This is a genomic window from Mesorhizobium australicum WSM2073, assembly GCF_000230995.2.
In the GTDB taxonomy this organism is placed as follows: domain Bacteria; phylum Pseudomonadota; class Alphaproteobacteria; order Rhizobiales; family Rhizobiaceae; genus Mesorhizobium; species Mesorhizobium australicum.
Map to the genome: position 1 here is coordinate 3,257,289 of NC_019973.1, position 18,180 is coordinate 3,275,468.

Sequence of the window (18,180 nt, forward strand, 5' to 3'; positions counted from 1 at the left end):
CGGCCCGGAGCGACATGCGTGAAGACGAAGATTTGATCCGCGCGGGCTGAACAACGCCACGCGTGCTGTTCAGCCGAGTCGGCGTGCCGACGCTCGCGGAAATTCCAGCACCCCGGGTTCCGGTTTCCTGTGTTGTGCTTCCGCTACCATCTCGATCAACAGGTCGAGGGCCTCGCATGTGGCGCGGCTCGTCTCGTCATTGCCGCGCAGATAGTGGTAGGCGCGTTCGAGATGGAGACGGGCGGCTGAAAAATCGCTGGTCAATGGTTCCCTCCATGATCCCGCCCTGATGGATATTGGCCTGCCTGGCGCAAGGTGGGGTAAATATCCACAGGCGCCTTTTATTCAAATGCCGGCGAACGCCGTGCTGCTGGCGGCGCCATCGTGTCAGGAGTGACGGCCCTGCCGGCTTTGCGCGGTTTGGCGGCTTGTCTAGACTGCGCTCTTTTGCCCGAGGTGAAATCGATGATCGTCCAAGCCTGCATCAACGGCGCGCGTTCGCGCGATTTCCATCCCAGGCTGCCGCTGACGGCAAAGGCAATGGCCGGCGATGCGGCTTCCTGCGTCGCCGCCGGTGCCGCCGAACTGCACATCCATCCGCGCGGCGCCGACGGGCGCGAAAGCCTGGCGGCGGCGGATGCGACGGTCCTTGCCGTGCGCCAGGCCTGTCCGGGCACATTGATCGGCGTGTCGACCGGCGCCTGGATCGAGAACGATGTGGCGCGCACCCGCGCGGCGATCGCCGCCTGGCGGGAACTGCCCGACTATGCCTCGGTCAATCTTTCAGAAACCGACGCGCCCGCCGTGATGGAGTTGTTGCGCAAGCAGGGCGTCGGCATCGAGGCGGGGCTGGCCACGACGGAAGATGCCGAGCGCTTCGTGACGCTCGCCGATCACGGCCGCGTACTGCGCATCCTGATCGAGATCGACATACCGGACCTGCCTGCAGCCCTCGACGAGGCGCACGGCATCGCCGCCATTCTCGAACGCGCAGGCGTGCGGCGGCAGATCCTGCTGCACGGCGTCGACGGCACGGTCTGGCCGTTCGTGGACCTTGCGCGGCAAAAGCGCTGGTCGACACGGGTCGGGCTGGAGGACGGCAAGACACTCGCCGATGGAACGGTGGCGAGGGACAATGCCGAGATCGTGGCCGCGGCCGCCGCGAATTTCCACTCCACGAGTATGAGCTGAACCTTGTCGGGCCGCGCGCCGGCGAACTCGGCGATGCCATTCGCTCGGGCAAGGCGATTGAGGAACAGCTGAAATAAGGCCACATTCGCGGGCGAGGAGAGATGTCCAACGTTTCGGAGCTCTCGCATGTCATTGTCCGGCACGACAACCCGCTATGGGCGCCTCGCCCAGGCATTTCATTGGCTGACGGCATTGCTGGTGCTCATTGCCTTCCTGGTCTCGGCGGGCGGTCCGCCGGAGCGGGTCTATTCAGCGGCCAGGGCGTCGACGCTGCTGCTGCACGAGTCGCTCGGCTTCACCGTTTTCTGCTTGCTGGTCGTTCGCCTGATCTGGCGCCGGTTCGACCGCATTCCCGATGCCCCGGCCATGCCGTCCTGGATGGAGGTCGCCTCGAAGGCAACGCATTGGGCGCTTTATGCGCTGCTGTTCGCCGTTCCGGCGACAGCCATGGTCGGCGCCTTGTTCGGCGGCCACCCGGTCACTGTCTATGGGCTGGGAGCTATCGGTCCGTTTTCCGGCAGCTGGGGCGCGCCGCTGGCGGAGATTCACGGCACGCTCGGCGACGTCATGATGTGGATCGCCGGCCTGCACGCGGCCGCCGCCATCTTCCACCATTTCTTCCTTCGCGACCGGGTGCTGAGCCAGATGCTGCCGGGCCTGCCCGATCCATCGTCGCGGCAGGGCGGCTGAACGCGGTCAGTCGAGAATGATGCGGATCGCCCGATCGACGACCGGGTGCAGGCCGCTGGGCCGTCGAAGCCGCAATACGGAAGTTTCTGAAATAGCCGAATCCTTATTTCAGAAACCTGGTGAGAAATTGAAATAGCTTTTGGAAGTTGGTCGAATCTGACATAACGATTTTCTTATTGTAGAAATCGTGGACGTTTCTGAAATATGGATTTGTCGTCTTACAAGGCGGGGCAGTACGAAAAGCGGTTGGAACATCGCAGCTTCGTGCCGACCTCGATCAATCATCCCTGGATCGTCTCCGACCCGAACATCATAGAGGTGCTTGGCCGCGCCGATCGAGCATTGGGTGAATTGAATGCGTTCGCACAACTCGTTCCCGACATCGATTTTTTCATCAGCATGTACGTTGCGAAGGAAGCAACCCAGTCCAGCCGGATCGAAGGCACCCACACCAATATCGAGGACGCTTTCAAGCAGATCGAAGATTTGTCTCCTGAGGCACGCGACGACTGGGAGGAGGTGCAGAACTATATCCAAGCGATCAATAGCGCCATTACCAGCCTGGAGCGCCTGCCTTTCTCCAACAGGCTACTGAAGGAAACTCACGCCATCCTCATGCAGGGGGTGCGCGGCGACACCAAGCAACCCGGCGAATTTCGAACCAGTCAGAACTGGATTGGCGTGAGTCTAAGAAACGCGGTCTTCGTGCCCCCGCATCACGAGCATGTTCCCGAGCTCATGAGCGATATGGAAAAATTCATCCATGCCGACAGCCTGCGCGTACCGCCACTCATCCGCATTGCGATCGCCCACTATCAATTCGAAACCATCCATCCGTTCCTGGATGGCAACGGGCGGCTGGGCCGCCTGATGATTTCGCTTTACCTCGCCTCGCAGGGGCTTCTTGTCAAACCCGCGCTCTATCTGTCCGACTATTTCGAGCGCAACAAGACAGCGTATATCGATCACCTCATGGCCGTACGCGAGGGCAACCATATGCGCGACTGGCTGATTTTCTTTCTCCACGGAGTTGAAGAGACAGCGCGTGCGTCTGCTGACGTGTTCCGCAAAATTCTGGTGCTTAAAGAGCGGATAGAACGGGAAACGCTGCCGCGCTTCAGCCATCGCCGTCAAGGAAACGCGCAACAACTTGTAAGACATCTCTACAGGCAACCATTGGTCGACGTGAAGGGTGTCACCATTCTGTTGGACACGACGACAAACACGGCTACGTCATTGATTGCCGATCTCATAAGCCACGGCGTTCTAATCGAAGTCACCGGCCAAAGACGCAATCGGTTTTTCGTGTTCGAACGATACCTCCAGCTCTTCGAGAGGCGCAGAGATGGCTGACGTCCGCGCATAGATCGCGTGAGGCCCTCTGACGGCAGCAGTTCGATTTCCTACCCCTCCCTAAGATCACAGCCGCAAGATTGTCGCGATCGCTTGATCCACCACCGGATGCATGCCGCTCGCCTGGAAGGAGAGGCGATTGCCGGAGCCGACATTGCTGGTCATGGCGATGGTGAGGTCCGTCTCGGGATCGTGCAGCATGACGGCGACATAGCCCGGAATGCTGCCCTGGTGCCCGTAGAAGGCGCGGTCCGCATAGGTGCTCTGGAACATGCCCGCGCCCGTCTCGCGCATGCGGGTGCCGGGGAAACTCGCCGGCACGCGGTGTTCGAACATCTCGGCGAAGACCGGCGGCGACAACAGTCCGCCGGAGAACAGGCCGCGCATGAAGCCCACCATGTCTGACGGCGTCGACACCATGTCGCCGCAGCCATAGGCGGCGCCGAAGGGGAAGGAGTCGGAGGAATCCTGCAGTTCATTGGAGTAGGGCAGCACGCCGTCCATTTGCCACATCTCGCCGCCCGAGGCGATGTCGGTGGGCGCGTTCGGCGCCCGCGGCGGCCGGTGGTAATAGCCGCGCACCATCGATTTATCGGGGAAGGCCTCGGTCGCCGGCGACCAGGTGTTGTTCAGGCCGAGTGGCTCAAGGACCGCGCTTCTGACATAGGCGCCCAGCTTCTGGCCGGTGACGGCCTCGATCACCATACCGGCCAGGACATAGCCGGTGTTGTTGTAGACGGCCGGTCCGCCCGGTGGCTTCTGTTTGTCGGAGGCGAAGGCGATGTCGACCAGCTGTTGCGGCGTCCATTGCCGGCTCGGGTCCATCGGAATGTAATATTCGAATTCCGGCAGGCCGCTGCGATGGTTGACCAGCTGGCGTACCGAAATGGTTTTGGCGCCAGGCAGGTCCGGGAACCAGGAGGCGATCGGCGCGCCGAGGTCGAGCTTGCCGGTCTCGGCGAGCTTGACCAGGGCCGCGGCGACGAAGGTCTTGGTGCAGCTGCCGATCTTGAACAGCTGGTCCGACGTGACGGGCGTGCCCAGCGCGCGATCGGCGAGGCCTGATGTGAGGGCGGTTGGTGTGGTGTCACCCCTGGCATAGGCGAGCGACGCACCCACCGCGCCATCGGCGATGTAGGTGGCGAGAAGAGCGTTCAGGTCTTTTGGCATGGTGGTCTCGCTTTTTGTGGATCGCGGGATCTTCGCAAAATCGGCCGCGTAGCGGCCGGATGAGGGGGGTACCCAGCGCGACAAGCCTCAGTCCGCGATATCGACGGCGGCGAAATTCTGCCGGCCGAAGGGGTCGAGCACGTAATTCAGCACGCTCTTGCGGATCGGGATCGCCACCATCGAATGGGCGATCGGCGCCACCGGCACCTCGGCCTTCAGGATGGCCTGCGCCTTTCCATAGATCGCGGCGCGCTCTTTCGGGTCGGCGGCAACGCGGCCCTCGTCGAGCAGCTTCTCGAAATCCTTGTCGCACCAGCGCGAGCGGTTGGAGCCACCCTTCACGCCGTCGCAGGAGAGCAGATAGCTCAGCATGTTGTCGGGATCGCCATTGTCGCTGCTGCCGCCGAGCAGGAAGGCGTCCTGTTCGCCCGCCGCGGTGCGCTTGAGGTATTCGCCCCATTCGAAGCTGACGATCTCCGATTGCACGCCGACCTTCGCCCAGTCGGCCTGGATCATCTCGGCCATGCGCTTGGCGTTGGGATTGTAGGGGCGCGACACCGGCATCGCCCACAGGCTGATCTTGAGGCCGCTTTCATGGCCCGCTTCCTTGAGCAGTTTCTTGGCGCCATCGGGATCGTACTCGATGCCGGCATCGGTGACGGCGCCGAGCTGCGCCGGCGGCACGACGCTGCCGGCCACCGTGCCGGCGCCGGCATAGACCGCATCGACGATCGCCTTGCGGTCGACGGCCTTGGCCAGTGCCGTGCGCACGCGCACGTCGCCCAGCGGCTGGTGCTCGACATTGAAGCCGAGAATGCCGATGTTCTGGCCCTTGAGATCGAGAACCGTGATGTCGGGATCGCTGCGCAGGTCGGCGACGGCACTTGGCGGCGGCGGGGCGGCGACCTGGCATTCATTGGCCTTGATGCGCTCGACGCGGGTGGTCGGCTCGGGCGTGACGGCGAAGACCAGCGTGTCGATCTTCGGCGCGCCGCGCCAGTAATCCTTGTTGGCGGCGTAGCGGACCTGGCTGTCGGGCACATAGGCCTCAAGCACGAACGGTCCGGTGCCGACCGGCATGCTGTCGATCAGCTCCGGCGTGCCGGCCGCGACCATCTTTTCGGTCTGCTCCAGCGACAGGATGGAGAGATAGTCGAGTGCCAGCCCGGCCAGGAATGTGACGTTGGGAGCCGTCAGCGTGAAGCGCACGGTGTAGTCGTCGACCTTGTCTATTCTGTCGATCAGCGTGCCCATGCCCAGCGCGTTGAAGTACTCGTAAGAGCCGCCGCCAAGCTTGTGATAGGGATTGTTGGCGTCGCGCTGGCGGTTGAAGGTGTAGAGCACGTCGTCCGCGTCGAAGTCGCGCGTGGGCGAAAAATGCTCGTTCGACTGAAACTTCACGCCGTGCCTGAGATGGAAAGTGTAGGCCTTGCCATCCGACGAGACATCCCAGCTTTCGGCGAGCGCCGGGCCGACCTCGGTGGTGCCCGGCTTGAACTCGACCAGCCGGTTGAAGATCGTCTTGGCGGCGGCGTCCATGGTGGAATCGGCGATGCCGATCGCCGGGTTGAAGGTCTCGGGATTGGCTTCCGAGCAATAGACCAGCGTCTTGGCGTAGGCCTGTCCGCCGAGAAGGACGGATGAGGCCAGAACGGACGTGGCCAGGAGGGACGTGGCCAGAAGGGACGGGGCAAGCACCGCGCGCAGAGATTTCATCGCAAACGCTCCTGATGACACTTCGGGGTTGAGGGAAGGAACTTCATGGCGTCGTCGCCGGGGTAAGGAAGCGATCGGGCGCCAGCGCCCCAGCGGTGACGCCGAGTGCGGTGACGTCGTCGGGCAGGGGCTCGCCGCGCATCAGCGCCGCGCTCAGCCTGGCCAGCGTCAGCGACACCTGAAAACCGTAGCCACCTTGGCCGCCGAGCCAGAAGAAGCCGGGCAGGCGCGGGTCGAAGCCGGCGACCGGCGTGCGGTCGGGAGCGAAGGTACGCAGGCCCGCCCACGGCGTCGACGGGCGGCCGATGCGCATAGACGTCGCCTGTTCGATGCGGTCGACGGCGATGGCGACGTCGATATCCTCGGGATACGCATCGCAAGGCTCGGAATCCGTCTCGTCGGCGAGCGAACCGATCAATCTGCCGGCATCGGGCTTGAAGTAGAACTGCTCGTGCAGGTCGACCACCAGCGGCCAGCCGGCGATGTCCAACCCGGCGGGCGGATCGAACAGGAAGGCGGTGCGCCGTTTCGGCTGGAAGCCGAGGCCCGGGAGTCTCACCATGCCGGCGACGACATCGACCCAGGCGCCGGCGGCGTTGACGATGATGTCAGCCGAGTAGACGCCGGCGCTTGTTTCAACCCTAAAAGCGCTGCCGTCGCGTGAGATGGCGCGGACCTCCTCGCCGGTGCGGATGGTGCCGCCGCCGGCTTTGAGCTTGGACGCGCAGGTCGCAAGCATCTTGTCCGTGTCGACATCCACCGCGTCCGGCTCATAGACGCCGCCGCATGTGGCTTGCTGGGCAATGACCGGAACCAGCGCGTGGAGCTCGGCCGCCGAGAGGCGGCGCACTGATGGCACCAGCGCCTGCAAATCACGAGCCAGCTTGTCGATGGCGGCATCGTCACCGGTCCATCCGACATGCAGCGCGCCACGCCGGTGGGCGACGAAACCGCCCTCGACGATTGCCTGCCGGCTGGCCAGCGTCAGCCCGCGCACGAGGCGGTTGCCGTAGGTCTCGGTGAACAGAGCGGCGGAGCGTCCGCTGGCGTGGTAGCCAAGATGCGGCTCGCGCTCGATGACGGTGACTTCGGCCCAGCCCGCCACCTCGGCGGCAAGCGAGAGGCCGGCAATGCCGCCGCCGATGACGACAATCTCTTGGAAGGACTTTGACTGCATTCATCAGTCGTAAAAATAATTTCGTATCCAGTCAATATTTAGCGTATAAGAAAATTTCGGTGTTGTTGATGGCTGCGGGGAGTTCGACTACCTAGGGTGGAGCGGCGCGATCCCGCGCCTTGGAGCTGGCAATGTCGGAGCAACCCAATCTCGGTGATTGTCTGCGGGCTTTGAGAAAAACCCATGGCTGGACCTTGCAGGAGGTCAGCGCGCTCACCGGCGTCGCGGTGTCGACGCTGTCCAAGGTCGAGAACGACCAGATGTCGCTGACCTACGACAAGCTGCTGCAGATCTGCGAGGGGCTCGGCATCCATGTGACGGAACTGCTCAGCGGCGACCGCAAGCAGCCGGCAGCGCGCACCCGCCGCTCGGTCACCTCGCAGTCCAACACGCTGCGCCAGCTGACCCGAAATTATGACTACCGGTATCTCGCCACCGACCTGGTGCGCAAGCGCATGGTGCCGATTCACGCCTATGCGCGCGCCCGCACGCCGCAAGAATTCGGCCCGCTGACCAGGCATGCCGGCGAGGAATTCCTGATCGTGCTCAAGGGCGAGATCGAACTGCATACCGACCAGTACGCGCCGGTGCGGCTGAAAGCGGGCGAGAGCGTCTACATCGATTCCACCATGGGCCACGCCTATCTATCGGTGGGCGAGGGCGACGCCGAGATGCTGTGCGTCTGCTCCGGCGACGAGCCCGACATGGAAGGCACGCTGCTGAGCGAGCTGGAGACGGTTGAAGGATAGGGCGCAGCTCACCGCGCAAGTTTTCTGCAGCTCGATTCAGGCTTTCTCGTTCGAACTGCGCGGCGAAACCGGCTATAGGACCGCTGAAACCGTAGCTCCCGCCAATCTGAAAAGGAAATCCGATGAGTGTAGAAAAGATAGCCGTCATCGTGGCCGGCGGCAGCGGCATGGGGGCGGCGGCGGCCAAACGGCTGGCGGCGGATGGTTTCAAGGTCGCCATCCTGTCCTCGTCCGGCAAGGGCGAGGCGCTGGCCAAGGAGCTTGGCGGGCTCGGCGTCACCGGCTCCAACCAGTCGAACGACGATCTGCAGCGGCTCGCCGACCTGACCCTGGAGCGCTATGGCCGCATCGACGTGCTGGTCAACAGCGGCGGCCATGGACCGCGCGCGCCGATCCTGGAGATCACGGACGAGCAGTGGCACACCGGCATGGACGTCTACCTGATGAACGTCATCCGGCCGGTGCGCATCGTGGCGCCGCAGATGGTCAAGCAGAAGGGCGGCGCCATCATCAACATCTCGACGGCCTGGGTAGCAGAACCGAACGCGATGTTCCCGACGTCGGCCGTGTTCCGCGCCGGCCTTGCCGCCTACACCAAGATTTTCGCCAACACCTACGCGGCCGACAATGTGCGCATGAACAACGTGCTGCCCGGCTGGATCGACAGCCTGCCCGCCACCGAAGAGCGCCGCGACAACGTGCCGATGCAGCGCTATGGCACATCAGAGGAGATCGCCGCGACGATCGCGTTTTTGGCGTCGGACGGGGCAGGGTATATTACCGGGCAGAATATCCGCGTGGATGGGGGTGTGATCCGGGCGCTGTGAGGGGCGGCTGGCGGCGATCCCATACCTCTCAGATTAGCCGAAGCCCTCCCTCCCTTCGTCATCCTAGGGCGTAGCAAGGAGCGAAGCGACGCCGCGCAGACCCTAGGATCCATGCCGCGACGTGGGCCGAAAAAATACGGCGAACGAGGATAGTCCCCGGACGGGTGGCGGTTACCGTCAACGCATGACCGGCTATGTTTACATGACAGCGAGCCAGAAGGGCGGCACCATCTACATCGGTGTCACCAACGATCTCGGTCGCCGCATGCCGGAGCACAAATCCGGCGAAGGTTCGCGCTTCACCAGGCGCTACGGTGTGCAGCGGTTGGTCTGGTACGAGGAACATTTCGACATTCGTGACGCCATTCAACGCGAGAAATCGCTGAAGCGCTGGTCGCGACAATGGAAGATCGAACTGATCGAGAAGACCAATCCGGAATGGTTCGAGCTGTTTCGCGGAACAGGTTGGTCGCGGTTTGATGGCGTTTCGTCGGAGGTTGGAGCCAGGTTCGGCACAGTTTTTACCCGTCGCAAGCGTCGCGGCATCCTAGGTTCTGCGCCGCGTCGCTTCGCTCCTTGCTCCGCCCTAGGATGACGAAGCGAGGGAGGGCTTCGGCTAATCCCCACGTCAACTAGCAACCCTTACGACGGCTTCCCAGTTCACTGCGACCGCTTCGCCACCTGATCCGCATCCGTCAGCGTCTGCAGAAACGCCACGATGTCGTCGATCTCGGCATCGTTGAGCGCCGGCTTGTCGCCGGGTTTCTTGCCGTCGAAGGGCGGGTCTTGATTCAGGTTCGACCAGTAAGCCTTTGGTAAATCGTCATATTTGTCGACGGTACCGTAAGCGTTTTTCGGGTACCAGCGGCCGGGGTCGGTGTCGCGACTGGCGTAGAAGGCCACCGCTTCGCGCAGCGTGTGGAAATATCCGTTGTGGAAGAAGCTCTTGCGCAGCGCCACGTTGCGCAGGCTCGGTGTCTTGAACAGGCCGCAATAGTCGGTGCGGCCACGGAAATCGGTGCGCAGGGGACCGCACAGGCCGAGATCGACATAGGCCGGGTCGGCGTTGGCCGGGATGGCCGGATTGCGCGGCACGGCGATGGCGATGAGGCCGAAATCGGTGAACTGCGGCGGCTCACCGTCATTGGCCGGTTCGCTGAGGTGGCAGGAGGCGCAATTGCCTTTCGCCTCGTCCTCGAACAGGGCGCGGCCATGCAGTTCCCGCGCCGATAGCGTCGCCTTGCCGGCGAGGAAGGCGTCGTAGCGGCTGGAATAGGGGTAGAAGTCGACCGCGCTCTGCTCGAATGTGCCGAGCGCCTCGGCGGCGGCGTCGAAGGCATCGCCCGGGCGGTCGAAGACATCGTTGCCGAAGGTTGCCTTGAACTCGTCGGCATAGGCTGACTTGCGCAAGGCGGCGGAGACGGCTGCTTCATCCTTGTTTGCCATCTCGAACGGCGAGAGCAGGGGGATTTTAGCCTGGTCCCCACCGTGATCGGCGCGGCCGTCCCAGGTCAGGCCGCCGGTCGGGCCATTGTCGACGCTCTCGTCGCCCTCGTCCTCGGAATCGTGGGAATGCTCGGTGAAGGCGGGCGCCGCCTCGAGGTAGCGCAGCGACGGCACCGCGCGCACGCCGGACTGGTCGAGGTTCGGGCCGCCCATTTCGACCGGTGTGGCCGAGGCCGGACCGAAGGCATGGCGCGGATCGTGGCAGGAGGAACAGGCCTGTTTTCCCGACGCCGAGAGCGCCGGGTCGAAGAACATCTTTCGCCCCAAGGCAGTCAGCGCCTCGGCGCGTGCGAAGGCTTGCGCACGCGACAGCGGACCGGGATGGACGCCGTCCGACCCCGCCGTATTCGCGGGCGCGGCAAAGCCAAAGGTCGAGATCGCGGCACTCGCGATCACCAGGCTTTTCCATCGTCTCGTCATCATGGGGCACGGTCCGCTTTGGCCCGGAAATAAGAACGCAGTGCAACGGATTGATGACCGGTCCCAGTGCTCACGAAACCGTGTTCGCCGCGGCGGCGGATGTCACAAAGGTGACAAGGCCTCCACGTTAGCTGCCTATGGTTCCCGCGCCGTAGCCCCATAGCCCATAGCCCATAGCCCATAGCCCTATAGCCCCATAGCCACAGTCAAGCCACGAGGTCTTCCCATGACGAGGCTCAAGTTCCTCACTTCCTTCTGTCTGGCCGGTTCGGCCTTGTTTCCCCTTGCGGCCGCCAATGCCGCCCCTCCCGGCTTCGACAAGATCGACACCGTCGTCGTCATCTATGCGGAGAACCGCAGCTTCGATAATCTTTATGGTGGCTTCCCCGGCGCCAATGGGCTGGCCAATGTCTCGGCCGACCAGGCGCGCCAGCTCGATCGCGATGGCAAGCCGCTGACCGAACTGCCCCCGGCCTGGGGTGGGCTGACCGGAAAGGGCGTCACGCCCGTGGTGACGGAGGCGCAGACCGCGCATCTGGCCAACGCCGCCTTCGCCATCGACGATCCCAAAGGCTTCAACGAAGGCACCAATGTCATCACCCACGATTTGTGGCACCGTTTCTACCAGGAGCAGATGCAGATCGACGGCGGCAAGAACGATAAATTCGTCGCCTGGGCCGATTCCGGCGGGCTGGTCATGGGCCATTATGACGGCTCGAGCCTGCCGATGTGGCAGGTGGCGAAGAAATATGTGCTGGCCGACAATTTCTTCCAGGGCGCCTTTGGCGGCTCCTTCCTCAACCATTTCCAGCTCGCCTGCGCCTGTACGCCGGTCTATCCGCATGCCGACACGAGTCCGATCAAGGGCCAGATCGCCGTGGTCGAGGCCGACGGAACGACCTTGAAGGTGGCCGACAATTCGCCGCCGTCGGCGATGGGCGGCGTGCCGAAATTCGTCAATGACGGCGCCATCACGCCCGATTTTTACGCCGTCAACACCATGCAGCCGCCCTATCAGCCGAGCGCCAACAAGCCTGCCGAGGGCGGCGACAAGGCGCTGGCCGATCCGGCCGCGCCCACCACGCTGCCGCCGCAGCACGACATCACCATCGGCGATCTCTTGTCGCTGAAGGGGGTCGACTGGGCCTGGTACGCCGGCGCCTGGCAGGCTACCCTCGACGGCAAGAACGCCACGCCGGTGCCGAACTTCCAGTTCCACCACCAGCCGTTCAACTATTTCGCCGCCTACGCGCCCGGCACGGCAGCGCGCACCGAGCATCTCAGGGATGGCGGCCTGGATGGCGCCGCGTTCATCAAGGCGATCGACGACGGCAAGCTGCCGCAGGTCGCCTTCTACAAGCCGCAGGGCAATCTCAACGAGCACTCAGGCTATGCCGACGTGACATCGGGCGATCGGCATCTGGCCGACCTCGTCGCGCATCTGGAGAAGAGCCCGCAATGGAGTCACATGCTGGTCGTCGTCACCTATGACGAGAATGGCGGCTTCTGGGATCACGTCGCGCCGCCCAAGGCCGACCGCTGGGGCCCGGGCAACCGCATCCCGGCCTTCATCGTCTCGCCCTATGCCAGGATGGGCACGGTCGACCACACGCAATACGATACGACGTCGATCCTGCGCTTCATCACCGCGCGCTACGATCTGCCGGTGCTGACGGGCATCGTCGCCCGCGACAAGGCGCTGGCCGCCAATGGCGAGCCGCCGATGGGGGATTTGTCAGCCGCGCTGGATCTGAGCCGATAGGGAGCGGGCGAAACGCCGATACGCCGCCGCGCCGCAGCGCGCGGTGGCCTTCTCAGCCGCCATTCACAAGCGCCAGAATGAGCTTTTGCAGATTGCCGCCCTGGCCGAGTTCGATGCGGTCGAAATCGCGGCTTGCCTGCCGCTGCGCCTGCGAAAGGGCGGACAGGCGTTTGGTCATCTCGACCCGGATCTTGCTGCATTTGGGATCGTCGGGAACGGTGAGGCCGACCGTCGCCGCCTCGATCTTGCGCGCCATGTCGACAATGGTCGCGCCATGCACCTTTTCGTGGGCGCTGACGCCTGCGAGGAAAACCTCCCAGTTCTTCTGGATGGCGGACGGCAGCGGCGAGGAGGGGCTTGGCAAGGTGTAGGTGATGATGAGCTTTGGCTTGGCCGAGACCAGCACGCAGGCTCCGGCACGCGGCTGATAATCCCTGGTCCAGGTCAGCTTGAAATTGGTGTGGGCGATGGCGCGGGTAATGCCGACATTCGGCCCGTTCTCGCCGATCGACCGGTAGAGCTCGAGCCCGGACTGGCCTGAAATGGCGTAGGTCTCGACCTTCTCGACAGGCTTCCACTCGGCATGCGCCGCAAGCGGGAAGGCCACCAGGGCGGCGGTCGGAAGATACAGGCGAACACAGGCTCTCAACACTGCTCTCTCCGAGGCGCGCGGCCCTGCCGTTCAGGCAACGCTATTCAACGGCTTTTCCTATATGCTGCCGGCGGGCGCTGCAAATGGCCCGGAGGGGGAAGTCATGAGAAGAAATCTCGTTGCCGCCGCTGCCCTGGCGGCGGTGCTTGGCGCGCAATCGGCCTTCGCGGCATCCTGCGGCGGCTGGAGCGCCAAGATGGAGGAAGACGAGGGCGGCAGCGTGCTGACCGCTTCGGTCTGCGGCGGGCCGAAGGGCGACGCCTATCTGATGCTCAATTGCTACGACAAACCGGTGCTGAGCTACGATTTGGGCGCCATGGGCCAACAACTGGAGCCGGGCATCAGCGGCGCTTTCGACTTCAAGGTCGACGGCAAGACGGTGACGAAGACCCTGCAGCTGGAGGCGATGTACAATTATTTCGTGGCCGATCTGGAGAAGGGGGACCCGCTGCTCGACCTATTGCGGTCCAAGGGGGACGTGTCGGTCAGCGCTGCCAAATATGGTTCGATCAGTTTTGCGCTGAAGGGTTCCAGTGGGGCAATCGGCAAGGTGCTGGCGCAGTGCGGCAAGGCCAAGCCGGCGGAGGACGGGGATTGAACCTCGAGAGGTTGCGCGCCCCTCGTTGTCCTACCGCCCATTGATCTCCATTCTATTAGCGGCTTGCCGCCAGTGCCGGGCGGCCGTATCTCACGTCCATGACCGACATCCAATTCCGCAAGGCGCAAGCCTCCGACCTGCCAGCCATCGTCGCCATGCTCGCCGACGATCCGCTGGGTGCCGCCCGCGAAGACGCCTCGTTGCCGTTGGCGCAGGGCTATATCGATGCCTTTGACGCCATCGATGCCGATCCCAATCAGCTGCTTGCCGTGGCCGTGGATGGCGCGGAGGTAATCGGCACCCTGCAGATCAGCTTCCTTGCCGGTATTTCGCGCAAGGGCGGCTGGCGCGGGCAGATCGAGGCGGTTCGCGTTGTCAGCGGCAGGCGCTCCGACGGCGTCGGCAAGAAGATGTTCGAATGGGCGATCGACGAGTGCCGGGCGCGGGGCTGCGGCCTTGTGCAGCTCACCACCGACAAGGGGCGAGCGGATGCGCACCGCTTCTATGAAGGGCTCGGCTTCAGTGCCAGCCATATTGGTTACAAGAAGAGCCTTTAGCGGAAACCCGCGCCGGTTCGGGCCTGGCGGTGACTGGCGTATAGCGGAAGCCCTTCAGGCACTATTCAAATCGCCTGGCAAAGCGGGTATAGGTCAGTCAGGTTGACCTATTGTAAAAAGCGTCCGGGGAGGCGTGTCGTGACCCTTTTGAACCTTTTGGCCTCGCGCTCATCGCGCATGAAGGCCTCCGAAATCCGCGAGCTGTTGAAGCTGCTCGACCAGCCCGACATCATCTCCTTCGCCGGCGGCATTCCCGATCCGTCGCTGTTTCCGGCGGACGCCATCCGCGATGCCTATGCCGACGTGCTCGGCGGCCCGGAAGCGGGGGCAGCACTGCAATACCAGGTTTCGGAAGGCTATCTGCCGCTGCGGCGCTGGCTCGCCGGGCAAATGGGCAAGCTCGGCGTGGCCTGCGACGAGGCCAACATCTTCATCACTTCCGGCTCGCAGCAGGCGCTGGATTACCTCGGCAAGCTGTTCCTGTCGCCAGGCGATACCGCGCTGGTGACATGGCCGACCTATCTCGGCGCGCTGCAGGCCTTCAACGCCTACGAGCCGCGCTACGACCGGCTGCGGCCCGAGGGCGGCAACATGACGCCCGATGCCTACCACACTGCCGCCGCCGCTCATGGCGGCAAGGTGAAATTCGCCTATCTGGTGCCCGATTTCGCCAACCCGACCGGCAACACGCTGGACCGAAAGCAGCGCGAGGCAGTGCTCGACCTTGCCGGCGAGCTCGACATCGCCGTCATCGAGGATGCCGCCTACCGGGCGCTGCGCTATGACGGCGAGGGTGTGCCGCCGATCCTGGCGCTCGACTGCATCAGGTCCGGCGGCATCGACAAGGCGCGCACGCTCTATTGCGGCTCGTTCTCGAAAATTCTGTCGCCGGGCATGCGTGTCGGCTGGGTTTGCGCTCCGCGCCGCGTGGTGGAAAGGCTGGTGCTGATGAAGCAGGCTTCGGACCTGCACAGCCCGTCCGTCAACCAGATGGTGATGCACCGCGTCGCCGAAGCCGTGTTCGACGGCCAGGTGGAAAAACTCATCGGCGCCTACCGCGAGCGCCGCGACGGCCTGCTTGGCGGGCTTGACGCCAACATGCCGGAGGGGGTGACCTGGAGCCGTCCGGAAGGCGGCATGTTCGTCTGGGTGACGCTGCCGGAGGGCACCGACGCCACGGACCTCCTGGCACGGTCGGTGAAGGAGGCGCGGGTCGCCTTCGTGCCGGGCAACGCCTTTTACGCCGACGGCACCGGGCGCAACACGCTGCGGCTGTCGTTCACGCTGGCCACCCGCAGCGCGGTGAGCGAGGGTATTCCCCGGCTGGCGGCGCTGCTCAAGGGGTAGAGCAAATTCCAGGAAAAGTGTGAAACGGTTTACCGGGACAAGCGCGCAGCACCTTCCCCAGGAATTGCGCAATAGCAAAGAGCGGCAGGCGCCTAAGCCGGCACGTTCACCAGCTGCTTGAGCTTCGCAAGCCTGGCGCGGGCGAGCTTGCGGATCGGCTTTTCGAAACCCTCTTCGCCGGCTTCGACGACGAAGACCAATGTCTTGAAGTCCAGCATGAACTCGTCGATGGCCCGCGTCGTCTGTTCGGACCTGTCCTTGAACCGGCGCAGCAATGCGTTCGCTTCCTCGATGGCATCGGCATTGGCGCCGTCGACCAGCGCTTCAAGCTTCTGAAAACAATCCAACCGAAAATTCTCCCGCCGCGCCTCCAAACTTGCCATCGGTGCAAAAGTTCCATCGGGCTCGAAAAATTGTCGCTGGTTGTCAGCAGAGGCTCGCGCCCCGCGTTGACGCCCTGCCAACCGCACCTAAATTCGAGGCCTTGCGAGGAGGCGCTTTCATGGAAACCCAGGAATTGCATCGCGGCCGGCTCATCGACCACCTCCAGCTCGTGGTCCGGGATCTCCCCGCCAGCCGGCGTTTCTACGAGGCGGTTTTCCAAGTCCTTGGTGTCCCGATCGGCGGCACCGGCGAGGATTATTTCTGGGCCGACGAATTGTTCATTTCCAGCGCCGACAGCCGGGCCGCGCTGGGAAAGCTGACCGGACGTCATCATCTGGCCTTCCAGGCCAGGGATCACGCCATGGTCGATGCCTTCTACAAGGCCGGGCTCGAAGCCGGCGGCACGGACAATGGCGCGCCTGGCGAGCGGTCCTATCATCCCGGCTATTATGCCGCCTTCCTGCTCGACCCGGACGGCAACAACATCGAGGCCGTCCACCACGGCCCGGCCAACCGCAGCGCCGCGTCGGTGAAGATCACGTTCTAGGAGCAATCGGTCGACCGCGTTGAGGCGAGGTGATTCCGATGCCGCATTTCCGGGGTATTTCGGAGACTCGGACGCCACACCGGCGAATCCGATCGGATTCTTGACCTGGGCGGCACTGAAATTGTCCTGCGGAGCATGGATGGCGCCGTCTCTGGACAAGAGGCAAATCGGTCCCATACGGTGCGGTTTCAGGGAAGACGCGTGCGCGGGAAAGGCCGGTTGCTCGTTGAAAAAGAACGTCTTCTCTTCGCTCGATCTGCCGTCGCATCTCGACGACCGCGCGCGCTTCGCGCTCTGGCAGGACATTCATGTCGCCGAGATCTGGTCGGTCGAATATGCCATCTCCGGCAATGTGCCGTTCCAGGCGGATATCGAAGCCACCGCCATCGGGCCGCTGGTGCTCGGGCGGATGGCCGGGACGATCAAGCATGCGAGCCGCAAGACGCGCAACATCGCCGACGACGGCCGCGACGGCTATCTGCTGCTGGTCAACGATGGCGACACCAGGCTGAGCGGTGTGCAGACCGGCCGCGACTACAGCATCGGCAGGGGCGAAGGCGCGCTGGTCTCGGCTTCGGAAGCGCTGGAAATGACCGGCGGCGACCGCAATGTCTGGACCAATGTCGTGGTGCCCCGCGAAATCATGGAAAATGCCTTCGCCCATGTCGAGGACCGCCTGGCGCTGACCATCGGCGTCGACAATGAAGCGCTCGACATGCTCAAGCGCTATTGCGGCTTCCTGGAAGCGGGGCCGGCATTGCTCTTGCCCGATCTTGTCGCCCATGCCACCGAAACGATCGTCGACCTGATCGGATTGGCGACGGGCGCCAAGGGCGAGATCGCCGAGCTGGCGGGCGTGCGAGGCCTGCGCGCGGCAAGGCTGCAAGCCATCCTGCAGACGATGCGGGACAATTTCGCCGATCCCGGCATCTCGGCCCAGCATATCGCCCAGCGTTTGCGGCTTTCCGCGCGCTACGTCCATGATCTCCTGCAGGAAACGGGCTCGAGTTTCGCCGAGCATATTCTCGAACTGCGTCTGCAGAGAGCCCACCGCATGCTGCGCGACCGGCGCAACGACCGCATGCGGGTCAGCGAGATCGCGCTGTTGAGCGGCTTTTCCGACGTCTCCTACTTCAATCGCTGTTTCCGCCGCCGCTTCGGCTCGACGCCGAACGCGGCCCGTTAGAGCGAATCATCGTCTCACAGAATCGATGGCCGCTCTAACTCCTTGTTTTCGCAATTCCGGGCGGAAGCGCGGCACCAAAGACAAGGACTCGAAGCGAGTCGGATCAGTTGTCTTCGAACCGATCGACTGATGCCGAACGGCCACACTGATCGGCCCGAGTGCCGCAGCGCTCTCCACGACAATTCCAATGCGGCTCAGCCCAAGACGCCGCCCGCGAACAATGCAAAACCTCGACGATACCCGGGTCGCCGCGGAGTATTTTCCACGGCCGGGGAAAGCAACATCATTGGGGTAGCAAACAGTGAAAACGATTCTTCTCGCCACCATCCTCGTGCTTGCGCCAGCCGG

At 63.7% G+C, this 18,180-nt stretch carries 18 protein-coding genes and 1 pseudogene; 12 read left to right on the forward strand and 7 right to left on the reverse strand.

Going from position 1 to position 18,180, the window contains the following annotated elements; translation table 11 throughout:
• Window positions 1-69 precede the first annotated feature (69 nt).
• Window positions 70-264 (reverse strand): hypothetical protein, encoded by a 195-nt coding sequence (locus MESAU_RS15605; RefSeq protein WP_023774040.1) that lies wholly within the window; start codon window positions 262-264, stop codon window positions 70-72.
• Between the two features lie 201 nt (window positions 265-465).
• On the opposite strand from MESAU_RS15605, the gene MESAU_RS15610 reads away from it, so the two are divergent.
• From MESAU_RS15610 to MESAU_RS15620, 3 genes are all read left to right on the forward strand, one after another.
• Window positions 466-1,191, forward strand: a complete 726-nt coding sequence (locus MESAU_RS15610; protein WP_015317001.1) for a 3-keto-5-aminohexanoate cleavage protein — start codon at window positions 466-468, stop codon at window positions 1,189-1,191.
• A gap of 126 nt (window positions 1,192-1,317) precedes the next feature.
• Window positions 1,318-1,881, forward strand: coding sequence for a cytochrome b (locus MESAU_RS15615; RefSeq protein ID WP_015317002.1), 564 nt, complete (start codon window positions 1,318-1,320; stop codon window positions 1,879-1,881).
• A gap of 204 nt (window positions 1,882-2,085) precedes the next feature.
• On the forward strand, window positions 2,086-3,234 hold the full coding sequence (locus MESAU_RS15620; protein ID WP_015317003.1) for a Fic family protein: 1,149 nt from the start codon (window positions 2,086-2,088) through the stop codon (window positions 3,232-3,234).
• Between the two features lie 66 nt (window positions 3,235-3,300).
• Here the strand turns inward: MESAU_RS15620 and MESAU_RS15625 are convergent, their stop codons facing one another.
• The 3 genes from MESAU_RS15625 to MESAU_RS15635 form a co-directional block, all read right to left on the reverse strand.
• On the reverse strand, window positions 3,301-4,404 hold the full coding sequence (locus MESAU_RS15625; RefSeq protein ID WP_015317004.1) for a serine hydrolase domain-containing protein: 1,104 nt from the start codon (window positions 4,402-4,404) through the stop codon (window positions 3,301-3,303).
• 87 nt (window positions 4,405-4,491) lie between these two features.
• Window positions 4,492-6,120 carry an ABC transporter substrate-binding protein gene (locus MESAU_RS15630; RefSeq protein ID WP_015317005.1) on the reverse strand — a complete coding sequence of 543 codons (1,629 nt, stop codon included), beginning with the start codon at window positions 6,118-6,120 and terminating at the stop codon, window positions 4,492-4,494.
• A 43-nt stretch (window positions 6,121-6,163) separates the two neighbouring features.
• Window positions 6,164-7,297: an NAD(P)/FAD-dependent oxidoreductase gene (locus tag MESAU_RS15635; protein ID WP_015317006.1), complete on the reverse strand. Its 1,134-nt coding sequence runs from the start codon at window positions 7,295-7,297 to the stop codon at window positions 6,164-6,166.
• A 131-nt stretch (window positions 7,298-7,428) separates the two neighbouring features.
• Between MESAU_RS15635 and MESAU_RS15640 the strand changes: the two genes are divergently transcribed.
• From MESAU_RS15640 to MESAU_RS15650, 3 genes and pseudogenes are all read left to right on the forward strand, one after another.
• Window positions 7,429-8,046 carry a helix-turn-helix domain-containing protein gene (locus MESAU_RS15640; protein WP_015317007.1) on the forward strand — a complete coding sequence of 206 codons (618 nt, stop codon included), beginning with the start codon at window positions 7,429-7,431 and terminating at the stop codon, window positions 8,044-8,046.
• Between the two features lie 122 nt (window positions 8,047-8,168).
• Complete coding sequence (locus tag MESAU_RS15645) at window positions 8,169-8,873, forward strand: SDR family oxidoreductase (protein ID WP_015317008.1); 705 nt, start codon at window positions 8,169-8,171, stop codon at window positions 8,871-8,873.
• Between the two features lie 184 nt (window positions 8,874-9,057).
• Window positions 9,058-9,342, forward strand: a pseudogene (locus MESAU_RS15650) (GIY-YIG nuclease family protein); the annotation flags it as partial.
• A gap of 191 nt (window positions 9,343-9,533) precedes the next feature.
• Here MESAU_RS15650 and MESAU_RS15655 read toward each other — a convergent pair.
• Window positions 9,534-10,802 (reverse strand): cytochrome-c peroxidase, encoded by a 1,269-nt coding sequence (locus MESAU_RS15655; RefSeq protein ID WP_015317010.1) that lies wholly within the window; start codon window positions 10,800-10,802, stop codon window positions 9,534-9,536.
• A 223-nt stretch (window positions 10,803-11,025) separates the two neighbouring features.
• Between MESAU_RS15655 and MESAU_RS15660 the strand changes: the two genes are divergently transcribed.
• On the forward strand, window positions 11,026-12,561 hold the full coding sequence (locus MESAU_RS15660) for an acid phosphatase (RefSeq protein WP_015317011.1): 1,536 nt from the start codon (window positions 11,026-11,028) through the stop codon (window positions 12,559-12,561).
• A 52-nt stretch (window positions 12,562-12,613) separates the two neighbouring features.
• On the opposite strand, the gene MESAU_RS15665 is transcribed toward MESAU_RS15660, so the two are convergent.
• Window positions 12,614-13,210: a DUF922 domain-containing Zn-dependent protease gene (locus tag MESAU_RS15665; RefSeq protein ID WP_041163408.1), complete on the reverse strand. Its 597-nt coding sequence runs from the start codon at window positions 13,208-13,210 to the stop codon at window positions 12,614-12,616.
• A gap of 106 nt (window positions 13,211-13,316) precedes the next feature.
• Here MESAU_RS15665 and MESAU_RS15670 point away from each other — a divergent pair, with 106 nt between their 5' ends.
• The 3 genes from MESAU_RS15670 (at window position 13,317) to MESAU_RS15680 (ending at window position 15,715) form a co-directional block, all read left to right on the forward strand.
• Window positions 13,317-13,811 (forward strand): hypothetical protein, encoded by a 495-nt coding sequence (locus MESAU_RS15670; RefSeq protein ID WP_015317013.1) that lies wholly within the window; start codon window positions 13,317-13,319, stop codon window positions 13,809-13,811.
• Window positions 13,812-13,909: 98 nt separating this feature from the next.
• Window positions 13,910-14,368 carry a GNAT family N-acetyltransferase gene (locus tag MESAU_RS15675; RefSeq protein ID WP_015317014.1) on the forward strand — a complete coding sequence of 153 codons (459 nt, stop codon included), beginning with the start codon at window positions 13,910-13,912 and terminating at the stop codon, window positions 14,366-14,368.
• A gap of 177 nt (window positions 14,369-14,545) precedes the next feature.
• Window positions 14,546-15,715 carry an aminotransferase-like domain-containing protein gene (locus MESAU_RS15680; RefSeq protein ID WP_174361995.1) on the forward strand — a complete coding sequence of 390 codons (1,170 nt, stop codon included), beginning with the start codon at window positions 14,546-14,548 and terminating at the stop codon, window positions 15,713-15,715.
• 92 nt (window positions 15,716-15,807) lie between these two features.
• On the opposite strand, the gene MESAU_RS15685 is transcribed toward MESAU_RS15680, so the two are convergent.
• Window positions 15,808-16,062: a hypothetical protein gene (locus MESAU_RS15685; RefSeq protein ID WP_224683893.1), complete on the reverse strand. Its 255-nt coding sequence runs from the start codon at window positions 16,060-16,062 to the stop codon at window positions 15,808-15,810.
• Window positions 16,063-16,217: 155 nt separating this feature from the next.
• On the opposite strand from MESAU_RS15685, the gene MESAU_RS15690 reads away from it, so the two are divergent.
• Together MESAU_RS15690 and MESAU_RS15695 are read left to right on the forward strand one after the other, a co-directional pair.
• Window positions 16,218-16,646, forward strand: coding sequence for a VOC family protein (locus tag MESAU_RS15690; protein WP_015317017.1), 429 nt, complete (start codon window positions 16,218-16,220; stop codon window positions 16,644-16,646).
• A 226-nt stretch (window positions 16,647-16,872) separates the two neighbouring features.
• Entirely contained in the window at window positions 16,873-17,832 is a 960-nt protein-coding gene (locus MESAU_RS15695) for an AraC family transcriptional regulator (RefSeq protein WP_041163409.1), read from the forward strand.
• The last annotated feature ends 348 nt before the right edge of the window (window positions 17,833-18,180 follow it).